General features: G+C 72.2%; 17 protein-coding genes. 14 read left to right on the top strand and 3 right to left on the bottom strand.

Annotated elements, in window-relative coordinates:
- Positions 1–172: 172 nt before the first annotated feature.
- The 7 genes from F6X51_RS02495 (at position 173) to F6X51_RS02460 (ending at position 8717) form a co-directional block, all read left to right on the top strand.
- A complete protein-coding gene (locus tag F6X51_RS02495) occupies positions 173–820 on the top strand; it encodes a hypothetical protein (RefSeq protein WP_150961634.1) in 648 nt (215 codons plus the stop codon).
- A 157-nt stretch (positions 821–977) separates the two neighbouring features.
- Entirely contained in the window at positions 978–2375 is a 1398-nt protein-coding gene (locus F6X51_RS02490) for a M16 family metallopeptidase (protein ID WP_150961633.1), read from the top strand.
- An 88-nt stretch (positions 2376–2463) separates the two neighbouring features.
- Positions 2464–3747 (top strand): M16 family metallopeptidase, encoded by a 1284-nt coding sequence (locus F6X51_RS02485; RefSeq protein WP_150961632.1) that lies wholly within the window; start codon positions 2464–2466, stop codon positions 3745–3747.
- Positions 3748–3905: 158 nt separating this feature from the next.
- Entirely contained in the window at positions 3906–4838 is a 933-nt protein-coding gene (locus F6X51_RS02480) for a ring-cleaving dioxygenase (RefSeq protein ID WP_150961631.1), read from the top strand.
- A gap of 181 nt (positions 4839–5019) precedes the next feature.
- On the top strand, positions 5020–5793 hold the full coding sequence (locus F6X51_RS02470; RefSeq protein WP_150961630.1) for a ferredoxin--NADP reductase: 774 nt from the start codon (positions 5020–5022) through the stop codon (positions 5791–5793).
- Positions 5794–5945: 152 nt separating this feature from the next.
- Positions 5946–6656: a dethiobiotin synthase gene (gene bioD, locus F6X51_RS02465; RefSeq protein WP_150961629.1), complete on the top strand. Its 711-nt coding sequence runs from the start codon at positions 5946–5948 to the stop codon at positions 6654–6656.
- A 192-nt stretch (positions 6657–6848) separates the two neighbouring features.
- Positions 6849–8717, top strand: coding sequence for a potassium transporter Kup (locus tag F6X51_RS02460; protein WP_246696602.1), 1869 nt, complete (start codon positions 6849–6851; stop codon positions 8715–8717).
- 55 nt (positions 8718–8772) lie between these two features.
- On the opposite strand, the gene F6X51_RS02455 is transcribed toward F6X51_RS02460, so the two are convergent.
- A complete protein-coding gene (locus F6X51_RS02455) occupies positions 8773–9783 on the bottom strand; it encodes a 2-dehydropantoate 2-reductase (protein WP_150961627.1) in 1011 nt (336 codons plus the stop codon).
- Positions 9784–10572: 789 nt separating this feature from the next.
- Between F6X51_RS02455 and F6X51_RS02450 the strand changes: the two genes are divergently transcribed.
- The 7 genes from F6X51_RS02450 to F6X51_RS02420 all read left to right on the top strand — a co-directional run bounded on the left by F6X51_RS02450 (position 10573) and on the right by F6X51_RS02420 (position 14745).
- On the top strand, positions 10573–10785 hold the full coding sequence (locus F6X51_RS02450; RefSeq protein WP_150961626.1) for a CsbD family protein: 213 nt from the start codon (positions 10573–10575) through the stop codon (positions 10783–10785).
- Between the two features lie 155 nt (positions 10786–10940).
- A complete protein-coding gene (locus F6X51_RS02445; RefSeq protein ID WP_150961625.1) occupies positions 10941–11324 on the top strand; it encodes a CsbD family protein in 384 nt (127 codons plus the stop codon).
- A gap of 122 nt (positions 11325–11446) precedes the next feature.
- A complete protein-coding gene (locus tag F6X51_RS02440; protein WP_150961624.1) occupies positions 11447–12241 on the top strand; it encodes a creatininase family protein in 795 nt (264 codons plus the stop codon).
- A 58-nt stretch (positions 12242–12299) separates the two neighbouring features.
- Positions 12300–12989, top strand: coding sequence for a DUF1223 domain-containing protein (locus tag F6X51_RS02435; protein WP_150961623.1), 690 nt, complete (start codon positions 12300–12302; stop codon positions 12987–12989).
- Between the two features lie 76 nt (positions 12990–13065).
- On the top strand, positions 13066–13305 hold the full coding sequence (locus tag F6X51_RS02430; protein ID WP_150961622.1) for a pentapeptide MXKDX repeat protein: 240 nt from the start codon (positions 13066–13068) through the stop codon (positions 13303–13305).
- A 224-nt stretch (positions 13306–13529) separates the two neighbouring features.
- The gene (locus tag F6X51_RS02425; RefSeq protein ID WP_150961851.1) at positions 13530–14069 is read left to right on the top strand and encodes an RNA polymerase sigma factor; all 540 of its coding nucleotides are present in this window, start codon (positions 13530–13532) and stop codon (positions 14067–14069) included.
- The gene (locus tag F6X51_RS02420; RefSeq protein WP_150961621.1) at positions 14062–14745 is read left to right on the top strand and encodes an NrsF family protein; all 684 of its coding nucleotides are present in this window, start codon (positions 14062–14064) and stop codon (positions 14743–14745) included. Before F6X51_RS02425 ends, F6X51_RS02420 begins: the two co-directional genes overlap by 8 nt.
- A 30-nt stretch (positions 14746–14775) precedes the next feature.
- Here the strand turns inward: F6X51_RS02420 and F6X51_RS02415 are convergent, their stop codons facing one another.
- A complete protein-coding gene (locus tag F6X51_RS02415; protein ID WP_150961620.1) occupies positions 14776–15279 on the bottom strand; it encodes a YciE/YciF ferroxidase family protein in 504 nt (167 codons plus the stop codon).
- Positions 15280–15425: 146 nt separating this feature from the next.
- Positions 15426–15932: a YcgN family cysteine cluster protein gene (locus F6X51_RS02410; RefSeq protein WP_150961619.1), complete on the bottom strand. Its 507-nt coding sequence runs from the start codon at positions 15930–15932 to the stop codon at positions 15426–15428.
- Positions 15933–16073 lie beyond the last annotated feature (141 nt).

Raw genomic sequence — 16073 nt, 5'->3', positions numbered from 1 at the left:
AACCACATCGGCGCAGACTCGGCGCCGATGGCTGGTGCAGCGCGGTCAAGGCGCCATACGATCGCCTGAAACCGGGATCAGGCCGACAGGGTCGGATCGGGTCGCCTCGCACGGGCGATCGCCGAGGACCTCGACGGCGAGGCCCGGGCCCGGCTGGAACCTGTGGGGCGCCATGACCCGGTATCGCCAGATCCTCCTCGCTTCGAGCCTCGGCCTGCTGGCTGCCGGGCCGGTCCAGGCGCAGCAGCGCGGCGAGTTGATGCGCGACACGCTGAGCAACCTCGGCCTCCTCGAGAAGGAGCAGCCCGCGATCAACTACCACGAGCGTCCCCCGCTGGTGATGCCGCCCAAGCTCGACGGCAAGGCCCTGCCGCCGCCGCGCCCCCGCGCCGCCTCGCCGCAATGGCCGAAGGAGCCCGAAGTGGTGCAGCGCGAGCGCGACGACGCCGAGCGCCGCCTGCCCCGCGGCAGCCAGATGCAGGGCCGCTACAACGACAACAACGCCACGGCCTCCATCGACGAGATGCGCTCGGGCCGCCGCGCCGACGCCCAGATCCCCACCGCCCCCGAGCGCAAGCCCGGCGACAACAACCGCGATTCCTTCTGGGTCAATCCGCTCGAGCTGATGCGCGGCGTCGGGGAGACGAAGAGCGAGCCCTCCATCGTCGAACCCACCCGCGATACCCTCACCCAACCCCCGACCGGATATCGCAAGGCCCCCCGCAAGGTCGTGACCACGAACAGCGATCCGATCAACAATGCGAGCCGCGAACGGGAAGAAGCGGATCCGGGTGCCTATCTACGGGGGCAGGGTCGCTGACGCGCCGGGCCTCGACCGCGCGTCAGGCGGCCCCGGTACGAGACTTGCCCGGGGTCGGAACCGGCCCGGCCTGAGCGTTCCCCCGGGAGCCTCGGCCTCAGGGCATGAGCCAGAAACGGACGGGTCTCGACAGAGGGGCCGCACCAAGGACAACGGTATGCATCTTTTCAGGAAGGCCACGCCCGCCCTCTTCCCGACCAGCCACACGGCGCATGCCGGCCGGTTGGACGCCGCGCCCTTCGGGCGCTCGGAGGCTGGCGGCCCGGAGGTCTCCTCGTTCACCCTCGACAACGGCCTCGACGTCGTGGTCGTGCCGGACCACCGCGCCCCGGTCGTGACCCACATGATCTGGTACCGCAACGGCTCGGCCGATGATCCGCTCGGCCGCTCGGGCATCGCGCACTTCCTCGAGCACCTGATGTTCAAGGGCACCGAGACGCACCCGGTCGGCGCCTTCTCGAAGGCCGTCTCCGGCCTCGGCGGCCAGGAGAACGCCTTCACCTCCTACGACTACACCGCCTATTTCCAGCGCGTCGCCCGCGACCACCTCAAGACCATGATGTCGTTCGAGGCCGACCGCATGACCGGCCTCGTCCTCGACGATGCCGTGGTGGCCCCCGAGCGCGACGTGGTGCTGGAGGAGCGCCGCATGCGGGTCGAGACCGACCCCTCCGCCCAGCTCTCCGAGGCGATGGCGGCCTCCCTCTTCGTGCACCACCCCTACGGCATCCCGATCATCGGCTGGATGCACGAGATCGAGGAGCTGAACCGCGAGCACGCCCTCGACTACTACAAGCGCTTCTACACCCCCGAGAACGCCATCCTGGTGGTGGCCGGCGACGTGACCCCCGACGCGGTGCGGCGCCTCGCCGAGGAGACCTACGGGCACGTCACCCCGCAGGGCGCCCGCCCCTTGCGCATCCGGGCCCGGGAGCCGGAGCCCAAGGCCCTGCGCCGCCTCAGCGTCGCCGACCCGAAGGTCGAGCAGCCGACCCTGCAGCGCCTCTACCTCACCCCCTCCTGCATCACGGCGCGGGACGGCGAGTGCCACGCCCTCGAGCTGCTGGCCGAGGTGCTGGGCGGGGGCGCGACCTCCTACCTCTATCGCAAGCTCGTGATGGAGCTCGGCCTCGCGGTGAATGCGGGCGCCTGGTACATGGGCTCGGCCATCGACGACACCCGCTTCTCCGTCTACGCGGTGCCGGCCGAGGGCGTCAGCCTGGAGCGCCTGGAGGAGGAGCTCGACCGGATCCTGCGCCGCGCCCCCGCGGAGGCGCTGGATTCGGAAGCGATCGAGCGGGCCAAGACCCGCCTCGTGGCCGAGACGGTCTACTCCTCGGACAGCCAGTCCTCGCTCGCCCGCATCTACGGCTCGGCGCTGGCCATCGGCGAGACCATCGACGAGGTGCGCCGCTGGCCCACGGACATCGAGGCCGTCTCCAAGGAGCGCCTCGCGGCCGCGGCCGAGCGCTACCTGACGCCCGCCCGCTCCGTGACCGGCTACCTGATCAAGACCCGCGACCCCGACGCGCCGCGGGCCCTCGCCGCCGAGTAGGGGCGCCGATCCGGGGCCCCGCGCCCCGGGACGAGAGGACCGGCCCGCGGCTCCAGCCGCGGCTCCGCACAAGAACAAAGAGGTTCCCATGAACTTGGCCGAGACTGCCACCCGCACCGCGACCTCCCCGACCCAGGCGCAACCCGTCGCCACCGTCGGGGGCATCGAGGCGTGGCACGTCGAATCCCCCGTGGTCCCGATGATCGCCCTGGCCTTCACCTTCGAGGGCGGCGCGGCGCAGGATCCGGAGGGCAAGGCCGGGTGCGCCCAGATGCTGGCGCGCCTCCTCGACGAGGGCGCGGGCGACCTGCCCTCCGACGCCTTCCAGGAGCGCCTGGCCGCCCGGGCGATCGAGCTCAGCTTCCACGCCGGGCCCGACGCCGTCGGCGGCTCGCTGAAGATGCTGCTCAAGCACGCCGACGAGGCCATCGACCTCCTGGCGCTGGCGCTCGCCAAGCCCCGCTTCGATCCCGATTCCGTCGAGCGGGTGCGGGCCCAGACCATCGCGGGCCTGCGCTACCAGCAGAACGACCCCGGCGTGATGGCCTCGCGCCGGTTCTTCAAGGAAGCCTTCGTGGGCCACCCCTACGGCCGGCCCTCCTCCGGCACCCTCGAGAGCATCACGGCGATCACCCGCGACGACCTCGTGGCGATGCATGCGCAGATCCTCGGTCGCGGCGCCGTGAAGGTGGCGGCCGTCGGCGCCATCGATTCCGCCCGCCTCACCGAGGCCCTGAACCGCTCCTTCGGCGCCCTGCCGGAGGCCGGGCCCCTGCGCGCCGTGCCCCGCACCACGGTGCAGGACCTCGGCCGCCGGGTCGTCGTCGATCTCGACGTGCCGCAATCGGTGATCCGCTTCGGCATGGCCGGCGTGCCCTGGCGCGACCCCGACTTCATCCCGGCCTACGTGCTCAACCACGTGCTCGGGGGCGGCGCCTTCACCTCCCGCCTGTTCCAGGAGGTGCGCGAGAAGCGCGGCCTCGCCTACTCGGTCGGCACCTCCCTCGTCAGCCACCGGGCCGCGGCCATGACCTGGGGCTACACCGCCACCAAGAACGAGCGGGTCGGCGAGGCGCTGGCGGTGATCGGCGACGAGATCGGCCGCCTGATCACCGACGGGCCGGACGACGAGGAGCTGCAGAAGGCCAAGGACTACCTCACGGGCTCCTACGCCCTCGGCTTCGACACCTCGACCAAGATCGCCCACCAGCTGGTGCAGATCGCCTTCGAGGGGCTCGGGATGGACTACATCGCGCGCCGCAACGACATGGTGGCGGCGGTGACCCAGGCCGATATCCGCCGCGCGGCGAGCCGCACCTTCGCGGACGGCAAGATGCTGGTGGTCGCCGCCGGACGCCCCACCGCCTTCTGACGGCGCCGGCCCCCGGCTTCCGGGGGCCGTCCGCGCTTCCAAGCCTGCGCCGCATCGCACCGGCGGTCCGGCGCGCCTTCGGGCGGGCCCGGGGCGCCGGACCCTTCCGCCGCGCCCGCGACCCATCTGTGGGGCGGGCCCCGCACCGGAGACGCGCGATGAACCTGACCGGACTCCATCACCTCACGGCGATCACCGCGCGGGCGGCGGACAACTTCGCCTTCTACACCCGGGTGCTCGGCCTGCGCCTCGTCAAGAAGACGGTGAACCAGGACGACGTCTCGGCCTACCACCTGTTCTACGCCGACGGCGTCGCGGCGCCCGGCACCGACCTGACCTTCTTCGACTGGCCGGCGCCCCCGGAGCAGCGCGGCAGCAACAGCATCACCCGCACCGGGCTGCGCGTCGCGGGCGCGGCGGCGATCGACTGGTGGCGCGAGCACCTCGCCCGCCAGGGCGTGGAGCATGCCCCACCGATCGCGCGGGACGGGCGCCTCACCCTCGACTTCACCGACGGCGAGGGCCAGCGCCTCAGCCTCGTGGACGATGGCGGCCAGGGGGAGGCGCACCCGTGGGCGCAGAGCCCGGTGCCGGAGGCGCACCAGATCCGCGGGCTCGGGCCGGTCCGCCTCGCGGTGGCCCGGCCGGAGCGCACCGAGGCCGTGCTGACGGACGTGCTCGGGATGCACCACGCGCGCAGCTTCGAGTTGCCCGAGGGCGCCGTGCGGGTGTTCAGCATGGGGGCGGGCGGCCCGGCCGCCGAGCTGCAGCTGATGCACGACCGCTCCGCCCCGGGGCGCCAGGGGGCCGGCGCCGTGCACCACGTCGCCTTCCGGGTGCCGGACGCGGATTACGGCGCCTGGGCCGACCGCCTGAAGATCCGGCGGGTGCCCTCGAGCGGGCCGATCGACCGCTACTACTTCCGCAGCCTCTACTTCCGCGAGCCGAACGGCATCCTGTTCGAGATCGCCACGGACGGCCCCGGCTTCACCGCCGACGAGCCCCTGGAGACGCTCGGCGAGCGCCTCGCCCTGCCGCCCTTCCTCGAGCCGCGCCGGGCCGAGATCGAGGCCGGGCTGAAGCCGCTCTGATCGGCGGTCATCGCTCGGGCCGAGGATCCGGCCGGGCCGAGAAGCCCATCGTTCCAAGAATTAAGACTCGTTCCAGACAATAGAGACAACCCGCGCCTGCGATGCTGCCATGCCTTGACGGGACCGCCGCAGGTGCGAGAAGACGCCGCAAAAGGCCGTGAGATTCGGGACACCTTCACCGATGAGCAAGTACAACGAGGAGCGGGTTCTGTCGGTCCATCACTGGACGGACACGCTGTTCTCCTTCCGCACGACCCGGGATCCGTCGTTCCGGTTCCGCAACGGCGAGTTCACGATGATCGGCATCGAGGTGGAGGGCCGCCCCCTGCTGCGGGCCTACTCGGTGGTCTCGGCCAATTACGAGGAGGAACTGGAGTTCTTCTCGATCAAGGTGCCGAACGGCCCGCTGACGAGCAAGCTGCAGCACCTCAAGGTCGGCGACCCGATCATGGTGGGCAAGAAGCCGACCGGCACGCTCGTCCTCGACAATCTGCTCCCGGGCCGCCACCTCTACCTGCTCGGCACCGGCACCGGCCTGGCGCCGTTCATGTCGATCATCAAGGACCCGGAGACCTACGAGCGCTTCGAGAGGGTGGTCTTGGTCCATGGCTGCCGTCAGATCTCGGAGCTGGCCTACGGCGAGACGATCACGCAGGACCTGCCCAACCACGAGTTCCTGGGCGAGGCGATCCGGGACGGGCTGATCTACTACCCGACCGTGACGCGCGAGCCGTTCCGCAACAGCGGGCGCATCACCGACCTGATGGTCTCCGGCAAGCTGTTCGCCGATATCGGCCTGCCCAGGATGAGCGTCGAGGCGGACCGGTTCATGCTCTGCGGCAGCCCGGAGATGATCCGCGACACCCGCGAGCTCCTGACGAACGGCGGCTACGTCGAGGGCAACCACGGCGAGGCCGGCCACTACGTCATCGAGAAGGCCTTCGTCGAGAAGTAGCGCGGGCGATCATCGCGGCCGCGAGCGCGCGCCCGGCCCGCCCGGCGCGCCCTTCCGCGTTCCGGGGCACCGAACCCGCCCGGGGGCCGTCCCCGCCCCGGGGGCCGCCCCCCGCCGGGGCGCGTGATGCCGGCGGCACAACCAGGTCCACCATGACGCGGGCGCTCTTCATCGCCGGGGCCGGCACCGAGATCGGCAAGACCTACGTCACCGCGGCCCTGACCCGGCGCCTGCGGGCACGGGGCGAGGCGGTGCGGGCCCTGAAGCCCCTCGCGAGCGGGGTGCCGCCGGTGGGCGACCCGACCTTCGCGGCGAGCGACACCGGCCGGCTGCTCGCCGCGCAGGGGCTGGCCCTGACGCCGGAGGCGGTCGAGGCCTGCTCGCCCTGGCGCTTCGCCGCCCCCCTCGCGCCCGATCTCGCCGCCGCCCGCGAGGGGCGGAGCCTCGACCTCGCGGATCTCCTGGCATGGTGCCGGGCCGCCGTCGCGGCGGCCGAGCCCGAGACCCTGGTGCTGATCGAGGGAGTCGGCGGCCTGATGAGCCCGATCACCCGGGAGGCGACCGGCCTCGACTGGCTGGCGGCGCTCGGGGTGCCGGCCCTCCTCGTCTCGGGCAGCTATCTCGGGGCGATCAGCCACGCCCTCACCGCCGTCGAGACCCTGCGGGCGCACGGCGTGCCCCTCGCGGCCATCGCGGTCAGCGAGAGCCCCGACGCCCCGACGCCCCCCGAGACCGTGGCCGCGGCGATCGCGCGCCGGGCCGGCGCGCCCGTCGCCTGCCTCCGGCGCGGCGCGGACTGCCCCGGGACCCTGGCGCGGCTGGTCCGGGACGCCGCGGCCGGGGCGGTCCCGCGCGCCCCCTGAAACCGACGCGGTTTCGTCGCGCGCGGCGGGCTCCGGCCCCTGGACGGCACCCGCGCTCCCCCTACCTTCCCGCCCAACAGCCAAGTCAGGACGGCGGGCGATCACGCCCGGCCTGCCCGCCGCACCGGAGTACCAGCCGTGAGCCATGTCGAACCCCGGGCGGGGGAGGGCGCTCAGCACGGCAGAGGCCGCGTGCGGCCGGCACTGCTTCTCGGCGCCCTCGGCGTCGTCTACGGCGATATCGGCACGAGCCCGCTCTACGCCTTCAAGGAGGCGGTGCGGGCGGCGAGCCCGGGGGCGGGCGCCGCCGAGCCGGCCGCCGTCATGGGCGCGGTCTCGCTGATCCTGTGGGCGCTGATCATCATCGTCTCGGTGAAGTACGCGGTGCTGATCCTGCGGGCGGACAACCGCGGCGAGGGCGGCATCGTGGCGATGCTGGCGCTCCTCGGCGCCCGCCATGCCAAGCCCGGCACCTGGCAGGCGCTCCTCCTCGTCGTCGGTCTCGTGGGCGCGGCGCTGCTCTACGGCGACGGCGCCATCACCCCGGCGATCTCGGTGCTCTCGGCGGTGGAGGGCCTGAAGGTCGATGCGCCGGGCCTCGGCCACTACGTGGTGCCGATCACCCTCGTGATCCTGGTCGGGCTGTTCCTGGTCCAGAGCAAGGGCGTCGCCTTCATCGGCCGCATCTTCGGGCCCGTGATGCTGGCGTGGTTCGTGGTGCTGACGCTGCTCGGCCTCGGCGGCATCATCCACCATCCGGAGATCCTGGCGGCGGCCAATCCCTGGCGGGCGGTCGACTTCCTCACCCATGCGGGCTGGCATGTCAGCTTCGCGATGCTCGGCGCGGCCTTCCTGGCGGTGACGGGCGGCGAGGCGATGTACGCCGATCTCGGGCATTTCGGCGCCAAGCCGATCCGGATCGCGTGGTTCGCCCTCGTGCTGCCGGCGCTGATGATCAATTATTTCGGGCAGGGCGCCGTGCTCCTCGCCGAGCCCGACGCCATCGAGAACCCGTTCTACCGGCTGGCGCCGGACTGGGCGCATTATCCGCTGATCGGGCTCGCCACCCTCGCCACCGTGATCGCCTCGCAGGCGATCATCTCGGGGGTGTTCTCCCTCACCCAGCAATCGATCCAGCTCGGCTTCCTGCCGACGATGCGGATCATCCAGACGGCGCAGGACGAGCGCGGGCAGATCTACGTGCCGGTGGTGAACTGGCTCCTGGCCATCGCGACGCTGACCGCCGTGGTGATCTTCGGCTCCTCCGATGCCCTCGCGGGCGCCTACGGCATCGCGGTCTCGCTCCTGATGGCGATCACGACGCTGCTCGCCGCCCTCATCGCGCTGAAATGGGGCTACAACCCCGTGGCGGTGGTGGCACTCAACGGCTTCTTCCTCGTGATCGACCTCGTCTTCCTCGGCGCCAACAGCGTGAAGCTCTTCGAGGGCGGCTGGTTTCCGCTGGTGCTCGCCGGCCTCGTCGCCCTGATGATGCTGACCTGGAAGAAGGGCAACGCCCTCGTCGAGGAGGCGCGGGCGGCGCTGCGCCTGCCCGAGGACGTCTTCCTCGCCCGGCTGCGGGCGGACCCGCCGGTGCGCTTGCCCGGCACCGCCGCCTTCCTGTCGGCGGCCACCCACGGCATCCCGCTCCACCTGTCGCGCTTCGTCGAGCGCAGCCACGCCCTGACCGAGCGCATCCTGATCGTGACGGCGCTCTACGAGGAGAGCCCGACGGTTCCGGAATCCGAGCGCGCCGAGATCAGCCAGATCGCGCCGGACTTCTACCGGCTGACGCTCCGCTACGGCTTCATGCAGGACGCCTCGATCCCCGAGGGGCTCGCCTGCGCGGTCCGGAGCGGGCTCCTGCCCGAACATTTCATCGACGATCTCACGGTCTTCATCGGGCACGAGACCATCATCCCGAAGAACGACCATCAGGGCATGTCGGACTGGCGCGAGAAGCTCTTCGCCTTCATGCAGCGCAACGGCGAGCGCACCGGCGCCTTCTTCTGCGTCCCGACCCGCCAGGTGGTCGAGGTCGGGACCGAGATCGAGATCTGACGGCCCGGCCCCCGGCGGGCCGCGGGCGGGCCCTCGGGCGAGCGTGCGGGCGCCGTCAGGCGGACTGGATGGCGAGGCGGCCGTTCCGCGTCTCGAGGCTGCGGGCGAGGAGCCGCATCAGGGCGTAGACGGTATCGATATGCGGCGTCGGCGTCCCGGTCAGGCGCCCGAGCTCGATCACGGAGCCGACGAGGGCCTCGAGCTCGATCGCCCGGCCGGCCTCGACGTCCTGCAGCATCGAGGTCTTGTGCGCCCCGACCTTCTCGGCGCCCGCGATGCGGCGGTCGATGCCGACCCGGAAGGCGATGCCGAGCGTGTTCGCGATGGCCTGGGCCTCCTCCATCATGGCCTGCGCCAGCGCCCGGGTGTCGGGGAACTGGCAGATGTCGACGAGGGTCGCGTGGGTGAGGGCGGAGACCGGGTTGAAGCTGAGGTTGCCCCAGAGCTTGAGCCAGATCTCGGCCCGGATGTCCTCGAAGACCGGGGCCTTGAAGCCGGCCCGGGTCAGGCGCTCGGCGAGCTTCAGCACGCGCTCGCTCCTCGTCCCGTCGATCTCGCCGAGGCCGTAGCGCTGGCCCTCCACCACCTTGACGGTTCCGGGCTCGGTCAGGATCGCGGCCGGATAGACCACCGTGCCGATCACCTGGGCGGGATCGAGATTCCTGGCGATCAGGCCGCCCGGATCGGCCGTCTCGAGCTGCGTGCCGGCAAAGGGGCCGCCGTGCCCGCGGGCGAAGTACCACCACGGGATGCCGTTCTGCAGGGGCAGCACGACGGTGTCCGGGCCGATCATGTGGCGCAGGTCCTCGGCGATCGGTCCGACCTGATGCGCCTTGACGGTGAGCATCACGACCTCGTGCACCCCCGCTTCCTTCATGGAACTCGTGGCCCGCACGTCCCGGGCGTGATACGCGGTCCCGTCCTCGTCGATGAGGCGCATGCCGTCGGCCTTGATGGCCGCGAGGTTGGCGCCGCGGGCGATGAAGGTGACCTGCTCCCCCGCATGGGCGAGCTTCACGCCGAGTTGGCCGCCGATGGCGCCGGCGCCGACGATCGCGATACTCATGGATACCGTCCTTCTCTGGGAAACCCGGTGATGGAGCGCGGGCTCCGGAGGCTTGCTGCGGTGTCGGGCGGCGCACCGCCCCGTCGGCCTGAGGAGGACCAGCTCGCTTTGGACGCGACTTCCGCCGCGGCGGCGATCCGCCCGCGACCGAGGCGTCGAACCGGCGTGGTGCCTCAGTCGAGGCGGTTCATCGGGCGTCCGATCCCGCCGGTCTCGATCGCCCGGGCTCGCCCCCTGCGGAATTGCGCCGGCGCTTGCCGGGCCCGCATCGGCTTCGGCACGCACGGCGCCGGGACGCCAAACAGGGTTGCGAGGTCCGGGGCCGGGTCGAAGACCCTCCGTCCGCCTCCCCTTTGGCCGAGCAGGCCGGGACGGCGCCGGCCGCCGTGGCCGGGCGCCCGGGCGTCGTCGCGGGCAAAAGGCGGGCCGGGTGGGGCAGCGACGGCGTGCGGGGTCATGCGAAGGCGTCCTCGGATCGCTTCCTCGTCGTGGTACTCAATATGCCACGAACCTGATTTGAATTCGGGGAGCATTGCCGAAGTCAGGCGCTCAAGTCCTGCGCAAAATTTTTGGAAAGGCAGCAGGAAAAATTTGAGCCCCGGGTGCGGGTCGTCTCGACAAAACCCAGTCATGCGCCGCAGCAAGTCGGTGCCGTGCCCGCCTGCGCTTCGCTCAAGGCTTCGTGAACACCGGAACATTCGGGGGAGCGCGCCGTTCAGAATTGCCGAGAGCGAGCGGTCACGCTTCGTGCCCGCCGATCATTCCAGCAACGACCCACGGAGAGTTCCGATGAGCAGCACCACCGACAAGATCAAGGGCCTCGCCAACGAGGCGGTCGGCAACGTCAAGCAGGGTATCGGCAGCGCCACCGGAAACGAGAAGCTGCAGGCCGAGGGCAAGGCCCAGGAGCTGAAGGGCGAAGCCCAGAAGACCGTCGGCAACGCCAAGGACGGCGTGAAGAACGCGGCCCAGAGCGCGGCCGACGCGGTCAAGAAGATCTGAGCCCGGACGACCCGGAGCGGCCCGCCGGGGCCGCGCGACGGTGACGGCGTGCGGATGGCGGGCCCACAGCCCGCCCCGCAGGCCGAGTCAGGAAGGCCGGGCCAGGAAGGCCGGCGCTGCCGGCCTTCGGTCCTTCGAAGAATGAGGTTTGGAGCATGAACAGGGATCGGATCGAGGGCGGAATCCGCCACATTCGCGGGCGCGCCAAGACCGCCGTCGGCGCGGTGGCGGGGCATCCGATGTCCCAGGTCGACGGCGCGATCGACCAGGTCGCGGGCGCGGCCCAGTACACCTACGGGCAGGCCCGCGACACCGCGCGCGGCCTGCGCCGCGACGGCGAGCACCTGATCGACGAGGCGCGCGAGCGTGGCCGGGCGCTCGCCGACGGGACCCGCGAGCGCGGCCAGCGCTACCGCGACGAGGCCGTGCATCGCGGACGGGCGGTGGTGCGGCAGGCCGAGGAGAACAAGACGGCGACGCTGCTCCTCGTGGCGGCCGCGGCCTTCAGCTTCGGCTGGCTGGCGCGCCGCACCCGCTGAGCGGATCGACGGGAGCGCAGGACCTTGGGGCGTCCCGGTTCGCCGGGGCGCCTTTTTTTGCGGGCGACGATCCCGTACAGGGCGGTCAGGCCCGCGGCGCGGGCGCGCGGAGGCTCGAGGCCATGCCGGTCCGTTTCTGGGGTGAGCTGACGACGCGGGACCTGCGCGGGCGCGACCTGGGCTGCGCCATCGCGGTCCTGCCCGTCGCGGCGGTCGAGCAGCACGGGCCCCACCTGCCCCTCGCCACCGACGCGATCATCGCCGAGGGTTACCTCGCGCGGCTCGGGCCCCTGGTGGGAGACGACCTCGACGTGCTGCTGCTGCCGGTGCAGAGCATCGGCAAGTCGGACGAGCACGACGCGTTCCCGGGCACCCTCAGCCTCACGGCTGAGACGGCGTTGCGCGCCTGGACCGAGATCGGCGCGGGCCTCGCCGCCGCCGGTTGCGGCAAGCTCGTCATCGTGACCTCGCACGGGGGCAACAGCGCCCTGATCGACCTCGTGGCCGGCGACCTGCGCGGGCGACACCGCATGGTCGCGGTGACGACGTCCTGGAGCCGCCTCGGCTATCCGGACGGGCTGTTCCCCGAGGCCGAGATCCGCCACGGCATCCATGCGGGCGGCATCGAGACCGCCCTGATGCTGGCCCTGCGGCCCGACCTCGTGCGCGCCGCCGCGATCGCGGATTTCACGCCCCGCACGGTGGCGATGGAGCGGGACTTCACCCATCTGCGCGCCGGGCGTCCCGCCGCCTTCGCCTGGAAGGCCGGCGATCTCCACCCCTCGGGCGCCATCGGCGATGCGCGCCTCGGCAGCGCGGAGGCGGGCCGAGCCGCCCTCGACCACGGGGCCCGCGCCTTCGCGGCCCTCCTGCGCGACGTGGGCCGGTTCCGGCTCGAGGGCGCGGACGGGGCGTAACCGCGGGCCTGCCTCCGCCGAAGGCTCCGGCATCGCAGAACCGGAGCTTCGCCAACCCATGCGCCACGCCGCCCGCCTCCTCCTGCCGCTCCTCGTCCCGCTCGCCCTCGCGGGCCCCGCCACGGCGGCGGAGCGGCCCGTCGTCATCGAGCTCTTCACCTCGCAGAGCTGCTCCTCCTGCCCGCCCGCGGAGGCCTTCCTGGGGGAGCTCGCGGACAGGCCCGGCGACCTGCTGCCGCTCGCCTTCCACGTCACCTACTGGAACCGCCTCGACTGGCGCGACACGTTCTCGCTGCCCGCCGCCACCGAGCGCCAGGAGGCCTACGCCCAGCGCCTCGGCGCGGGCAGCTTCACGCCGCAGATCGTGGTCGACGGGCGCCGCAGCGTGGTCGGCTCCCGCCGGGAGGCGGTGAACGCGGCGATCGCTCAGGCGCGGGGCGAGGCCGCCGCGGCCGTCCCGGTCAGCCTCGCCCGCGTCGGCGGCGATCTCGTGGTGCGCCTCGGCCCCGGCGCGGGCGGCGCCACCATCCTCCTCGTCGGCTTCGATGCCCGGCACGAGACGCGGGTCGCCCGCGGGGAGAATGCCGGCCGGACCCTCGTCCAGGCCAACGTGGTGCGCTCGGTGCGCAGCCTCGGCCGCTGGGACGGAAGCGCCCGGACCCTGTCCGAGCCCTGGCCGGCCGGCACCGAGGCCGCGGTGATCGTCCAGGCGGCCGACGGGCGCATCCTCGGCGCCGCCCGCTCGTAACCGGCGGGACCGGGCGACGAATAGAGGTGGTCACCGCGGCTCCGCCCGGTGCTCTCCAGCCCAAGGACACCAGACCATGCGCAACGCTCGTCTCGCGATTTCCGCGCTCCTCGCGCTCACGGCCGCCCCCGCCTTCGCCCAGGACGCGATGAAGAAGGAGCCGATGGCCAAGGAATCGATGTCCCACGATTCCATGAAGGCGGACGCCCGGAAGGGGGATGCCATGAAGCCGGACGCGATGAAGGCCGACGCGACGAAGGGGGGCGCCATGAAGAAGGACGACGCCATGAAGAAGGATTCGATGGGCAAGCACTGACGGCCGGAATCCGGGCGGCCCCGCGCCGCCCGAACCGCCTCCCCCGGAGCCCCTGCATGATCCTCTCCGCCCCCCTCGTTGCGCTCCCCCGGGTTCCCGAGCCGCGCGTCCCGGCCGCGGGGCGTGCGGAAGCGCGTTTCGCCGCGGGGCCAACCGGCGTAAGAGGAGCCGGGGCACGGAGCGACAGGGCAGGGACGGTGCTCGAAACGAGGCTCTCGGCCGCCATGGCGGCAGCGCAGGCCGGAGATGCGGCGGCCTATCGTCAGCTCCTGCGGGACTGCCTTCCGGTGATCGCCGGCATGGCGCGGGCGCAGGGCGTGCGGGGCGAGGCGGTGGACGACGTCGTGCAGGAGACGCTTCTGACGATCCACAGGGCGCGGGCCACCTACGACCCGGCCCGCCCCTTCCTGCCATGGCTGCGCGCCATCACCCAGCGCCGCGCCATCGACCGCCTGCGCCGCGCGGGCCGTCGGCCGCAGGAGGTGCACGATCCCTTCGCCTACGAGGCCCACGCGGATGCGGGCCCCGAGCCCGGCGCGCGCCTGGAGGCTCAGGAGCGCGACGCGCGCCTCGCCGAGGCGGTGAAGGGCCTGCCCGAGGGACAGCGCCAGGCGGTCGAGCAGCTCGCCTTCCAGGAGCGCTCCCTCGACGAGGCCGCGGCCCTCACCGGGCGCAGCAAGGGGGCCCTCAAGGTCAATCTGCACCGGGCCCTCAAGGCCCTGCGCGCGACGCTGTCGCGCGAGAAGGAGGGGGACGGTGTCTGAGACGTCGCGCCAGAATCGCAGTTCCGAGCACGATCGTCTGGTCGAGAGCCTCGTCGGCGGCCTCGCGCCGGTGCGGCGCCTGCCGCCGCCCGGATTGCGCGCCCTCGCCTGGATCGCCGTCGCCCTCGGGTTCGGCGTGCTCCTGATGCCGATGGCCGACATCGAGGGGTTGCGCGCGCGCATGAGCGTGCCCGACCTGCGGGTCGCCGCCCTCGCGGCGGTCCTGACGGCGGCGACCGCGGCGTTTGCGGCCTTCCAGATCAGCGTGCCCGGCCGGTCCCTGCGCTGGGCCCTGCTGCCCGTCGGGCCCGCGCTCCTGTGGATCGGCGCGAGCGGCCTCGGCTGCCTGCGCGGCATCCTGGCGCCGAGCACCGACATCCCCGGGACGCGGGAGGTCGAGAGCTGCTTCACCTTCCTGGTCGGCGTGTCGCTGCCGCTCTCGCTGCTGCTCGTGGTGATGCTGCGCCGGGCCTGCCCGCTGCACCCGACCCTCACGGCGGCGCTGGGCGGCCTCGCGGCGGCGGCGGCGGCGGCGGCCCTGCTTGTGCCCTTCCACCCCCATGACGCGACGGCGACCGACCTCCTGATGCACGCCCTCGCGGTCGGCGCCATCATCGGGCTGAACGGCCTCGCCGGCGGGCGCCTGCTCGCCGGAAAGGACGCGCCGCGGTCTTGAGGCCGCCGCAGCCTTGAGGCCGCCGCGGTCTCAGGCCGCCTTGCGGTTGATGCTCGCCTCGGCGAGGCCCGTCAGGGTCTTGTCGGTGGCGCGCTCCTCGTCGAGGGTCTGGCCGAGCAGGCTCGCGACGTTGTCGTGCCCGAGCTGCTTGGCGTAGGCGATGATGGTGCCGTAGCGGGTGATCTCGTAGTGCTCGACCGCCTGCGCGCCCGCGATCAGGGCCGCGTCGAGAACCGTCTGGTCGCCGACATCGCTCATCATCTCCTTGGTCTCGGCGATGATGCCGTTGATCGCCGCGCACTCGACGCCCTTGGCCGTCTTGCCGAGCTGCTCGAACGCCTGGTCGAGGCGCTTGATCTGGCCTTCCGTCTCGCGCAGGTGCTTCTCGAAGCTCTGCTTGAGTTGCGGCTCGCCCGCCTTGTCGATCATCTTCGGCAGAGCTTTGGTGATCTGCTGCTCTGCGTAGTAGATGTCCTGCAGCATATGCGTGAACAGGTCGTCCATCGTCTTGATCGGCGTCGTGAAGAGGCCCATTGCGTGCTCCCTGTGTGCTTGAGCTTGACCGGTGCGCAGTGGGATCTGCGCCGGATGCCTGCACGGGAAACCGGGGGGAGATCGGGCGGTTCCTGCGATCGACTTCGGCTGAGCTTCAATCGAGCGTGACCGAGGCCGGCGCGGCCTCAATCCTCGTCGAGACCGGGCGGCCGGCCCGGCCAGGCGACGATCTGGTCGGGCAATTCGTCCTCGGTGAATTCCTCCTCGTTGCCCGAGAGGCGCCCGCGCACCGAGACGCCGGCCTCGTGCACGCTCGCGGCGCGGCCCGAGACCAGGGGATGCCAGTCGAACAGGTCCTCGCCGTCGCGCACGAGGCGGTAGGCGCAGGTCGGGGGCAGCCACGGGATGGTGCGCACGGCCTGGGGCGTCAGGCGCACGCAATCCGGCACCCGCTTCTGGCGGTTGGCGTAGTCGCGGCAGCGGCAGCCGAGGCCGTCCAGGAGGGTGCAGCCGACATCGGTGTGGTAGACCTCGCCCGTGTCCTCGTCCTCGAGCTTGAGCAGGCAGCAGCGCCCGCAGCCGTCGCACAGGCTCTCCCACTCGGACGGCGTCATCGCGTCGAGGGTCTTGGTGCGCCAGAACGGCTCGGATGCGGGGGCGCCGGTGCGGCGCCCAGCCGTGCGGTCCCCCATCGGGAGTGCCTCGTCGACATGGAGTGTGAGCGGATCGGCTCCCCTCTGCCGCAAGGCGGGCCGGGGAGCAAGCGGCGCCGCCATCCCCGCCACCCGCGCGCCCCAATCCTGCATCAAGGTTCCTGCAATCTTGCGGCGATG

The organism is Methylobacterium planeticum, from assembly GCF_008806345.1.
Classification (GTDB): Bacteria; Pseudomonadota; Alphaproteobacteria; order Rhizobiales; family Beijerinckiaceae; genus Methylobacterium; species Methylobacterium planeticum.
This window is presented reverse-complemented; position numbering and strand designations above follow the sequence as displayed.

What these genes read in the sequence shown, in the direction of transcription:
- F6X51_RS02490 (WP_150961633.1), top strand. Translation starts at nt 978, where the DNA reads ATGCATCTTTTCAGGAAGGCCACGCCCGCCCTCTTCCCGACCAGCCAC.
- F6X51_RS02440 (WP_150961624.1), top strand. Translation starts at nt 11,447, where the DNA reads ATGCCGGTCCGTTTCTGGGGTGAGCTGACGACGCGGGACCTGCGCGGG.
- F6X51_RS02495 (WP_150961634.1), top strand. Translation starts at nt 173, where the DNA reads ATGACCCGGTATCGCCAGATCCTCCTCGCTTCGAGCCTCGGCCTGCTG.
- F6X51_RS02450 (WP_150961626.1), top strand. Translation starts at nt 10,573, where the DNA reads ATGAGCAGCACCACCGACAAGATCAAGGGCCTCGCCAACGAGGCGGTC.
- F6X51_RS02445 (WP_150961625.1), top strand. Translation starts at nt 10,941, where the DNA reads ATGAACAGGGATCGGATCGAGGGCGGAATCCGCCACATTCGCGGGCGC.
- F6X51_RS02415 (WP_150961620.1), bottom strand. Translation starts at nt 15,279, where the DNA reads ATGGGCCTCTTCACGACGCCGATCAAGACGATGGACGACCTGTTCACG.
- F6X51_RS02455 (WP_150961627.1), bottom strand. Translation starts at nt 9,783, where the DNA reads ATGAGTATCGCGATCGTCGGCGCCGGCGCCATCGGCGGCCAACTCGGC.
- F6X51_RS02485 (WP_150961632.1), top strand. Translation starts at nt 2,464, where the DNA reads ATGAACTTGGCCGAGACTGCCACCCGCACCGCGACCTCCCCGACCCAG.
- F6X51_RS02425 (WP_150961851.1), top strand. Translation starts at nt 13,530, where the DNA reads ATGGCGGCAGCGCAGGCCGGAGATGCGGCGGCCTATCGTCAGCTCCTG.
- bioD (WP_150961629.1), top strand. Translation starts at nt 5,946, where the DNA reads ATGACGCGGGCGCTCTTCATCGCCGGGGCCGGCACCGAGATCGGCAAG.
- F6X51_RS02410 (WP_150961619.1), bottom strand. Translation starts at nt 15,932, where the DNA reads ATGGGGGACCGCACGGCTGGGCGCCGCACCGGCGCCCCCGCATCCGAG.
- F6X51_RS02435 (WP_150961623.1), top strand. Translation starts at nt 12,300, where the DNA reads ATGCGCCACGCCGCCCGCCTCCTCCTGCCGCTCCTCGTCCCGCTCGCC.
- F6X51_RS02430 (WP_150961622.1), top strand. Translation starts at nt 13,066, where the DNA reads ATGCGCAACGCTCGTCTCGCGATTTCCGCGCTCCTCGCGCTCACGGCC.
- F6X51_RS02470 (WP_150961630.1), top strand. Translation starts at nt 5,020, where the DNA reads ATGAGCAAGTACAACGAGGAGCGGGTTCTGTCGGTCCATCACTGGACG.
- F6X51_RS02480 (WP_150961631.1), top strand. Translation starts at nt 3,906, where the DNA reads ATGAACCTGACCGGACTCCATCACCTCACGGCGATCACCGCGCGGGCG.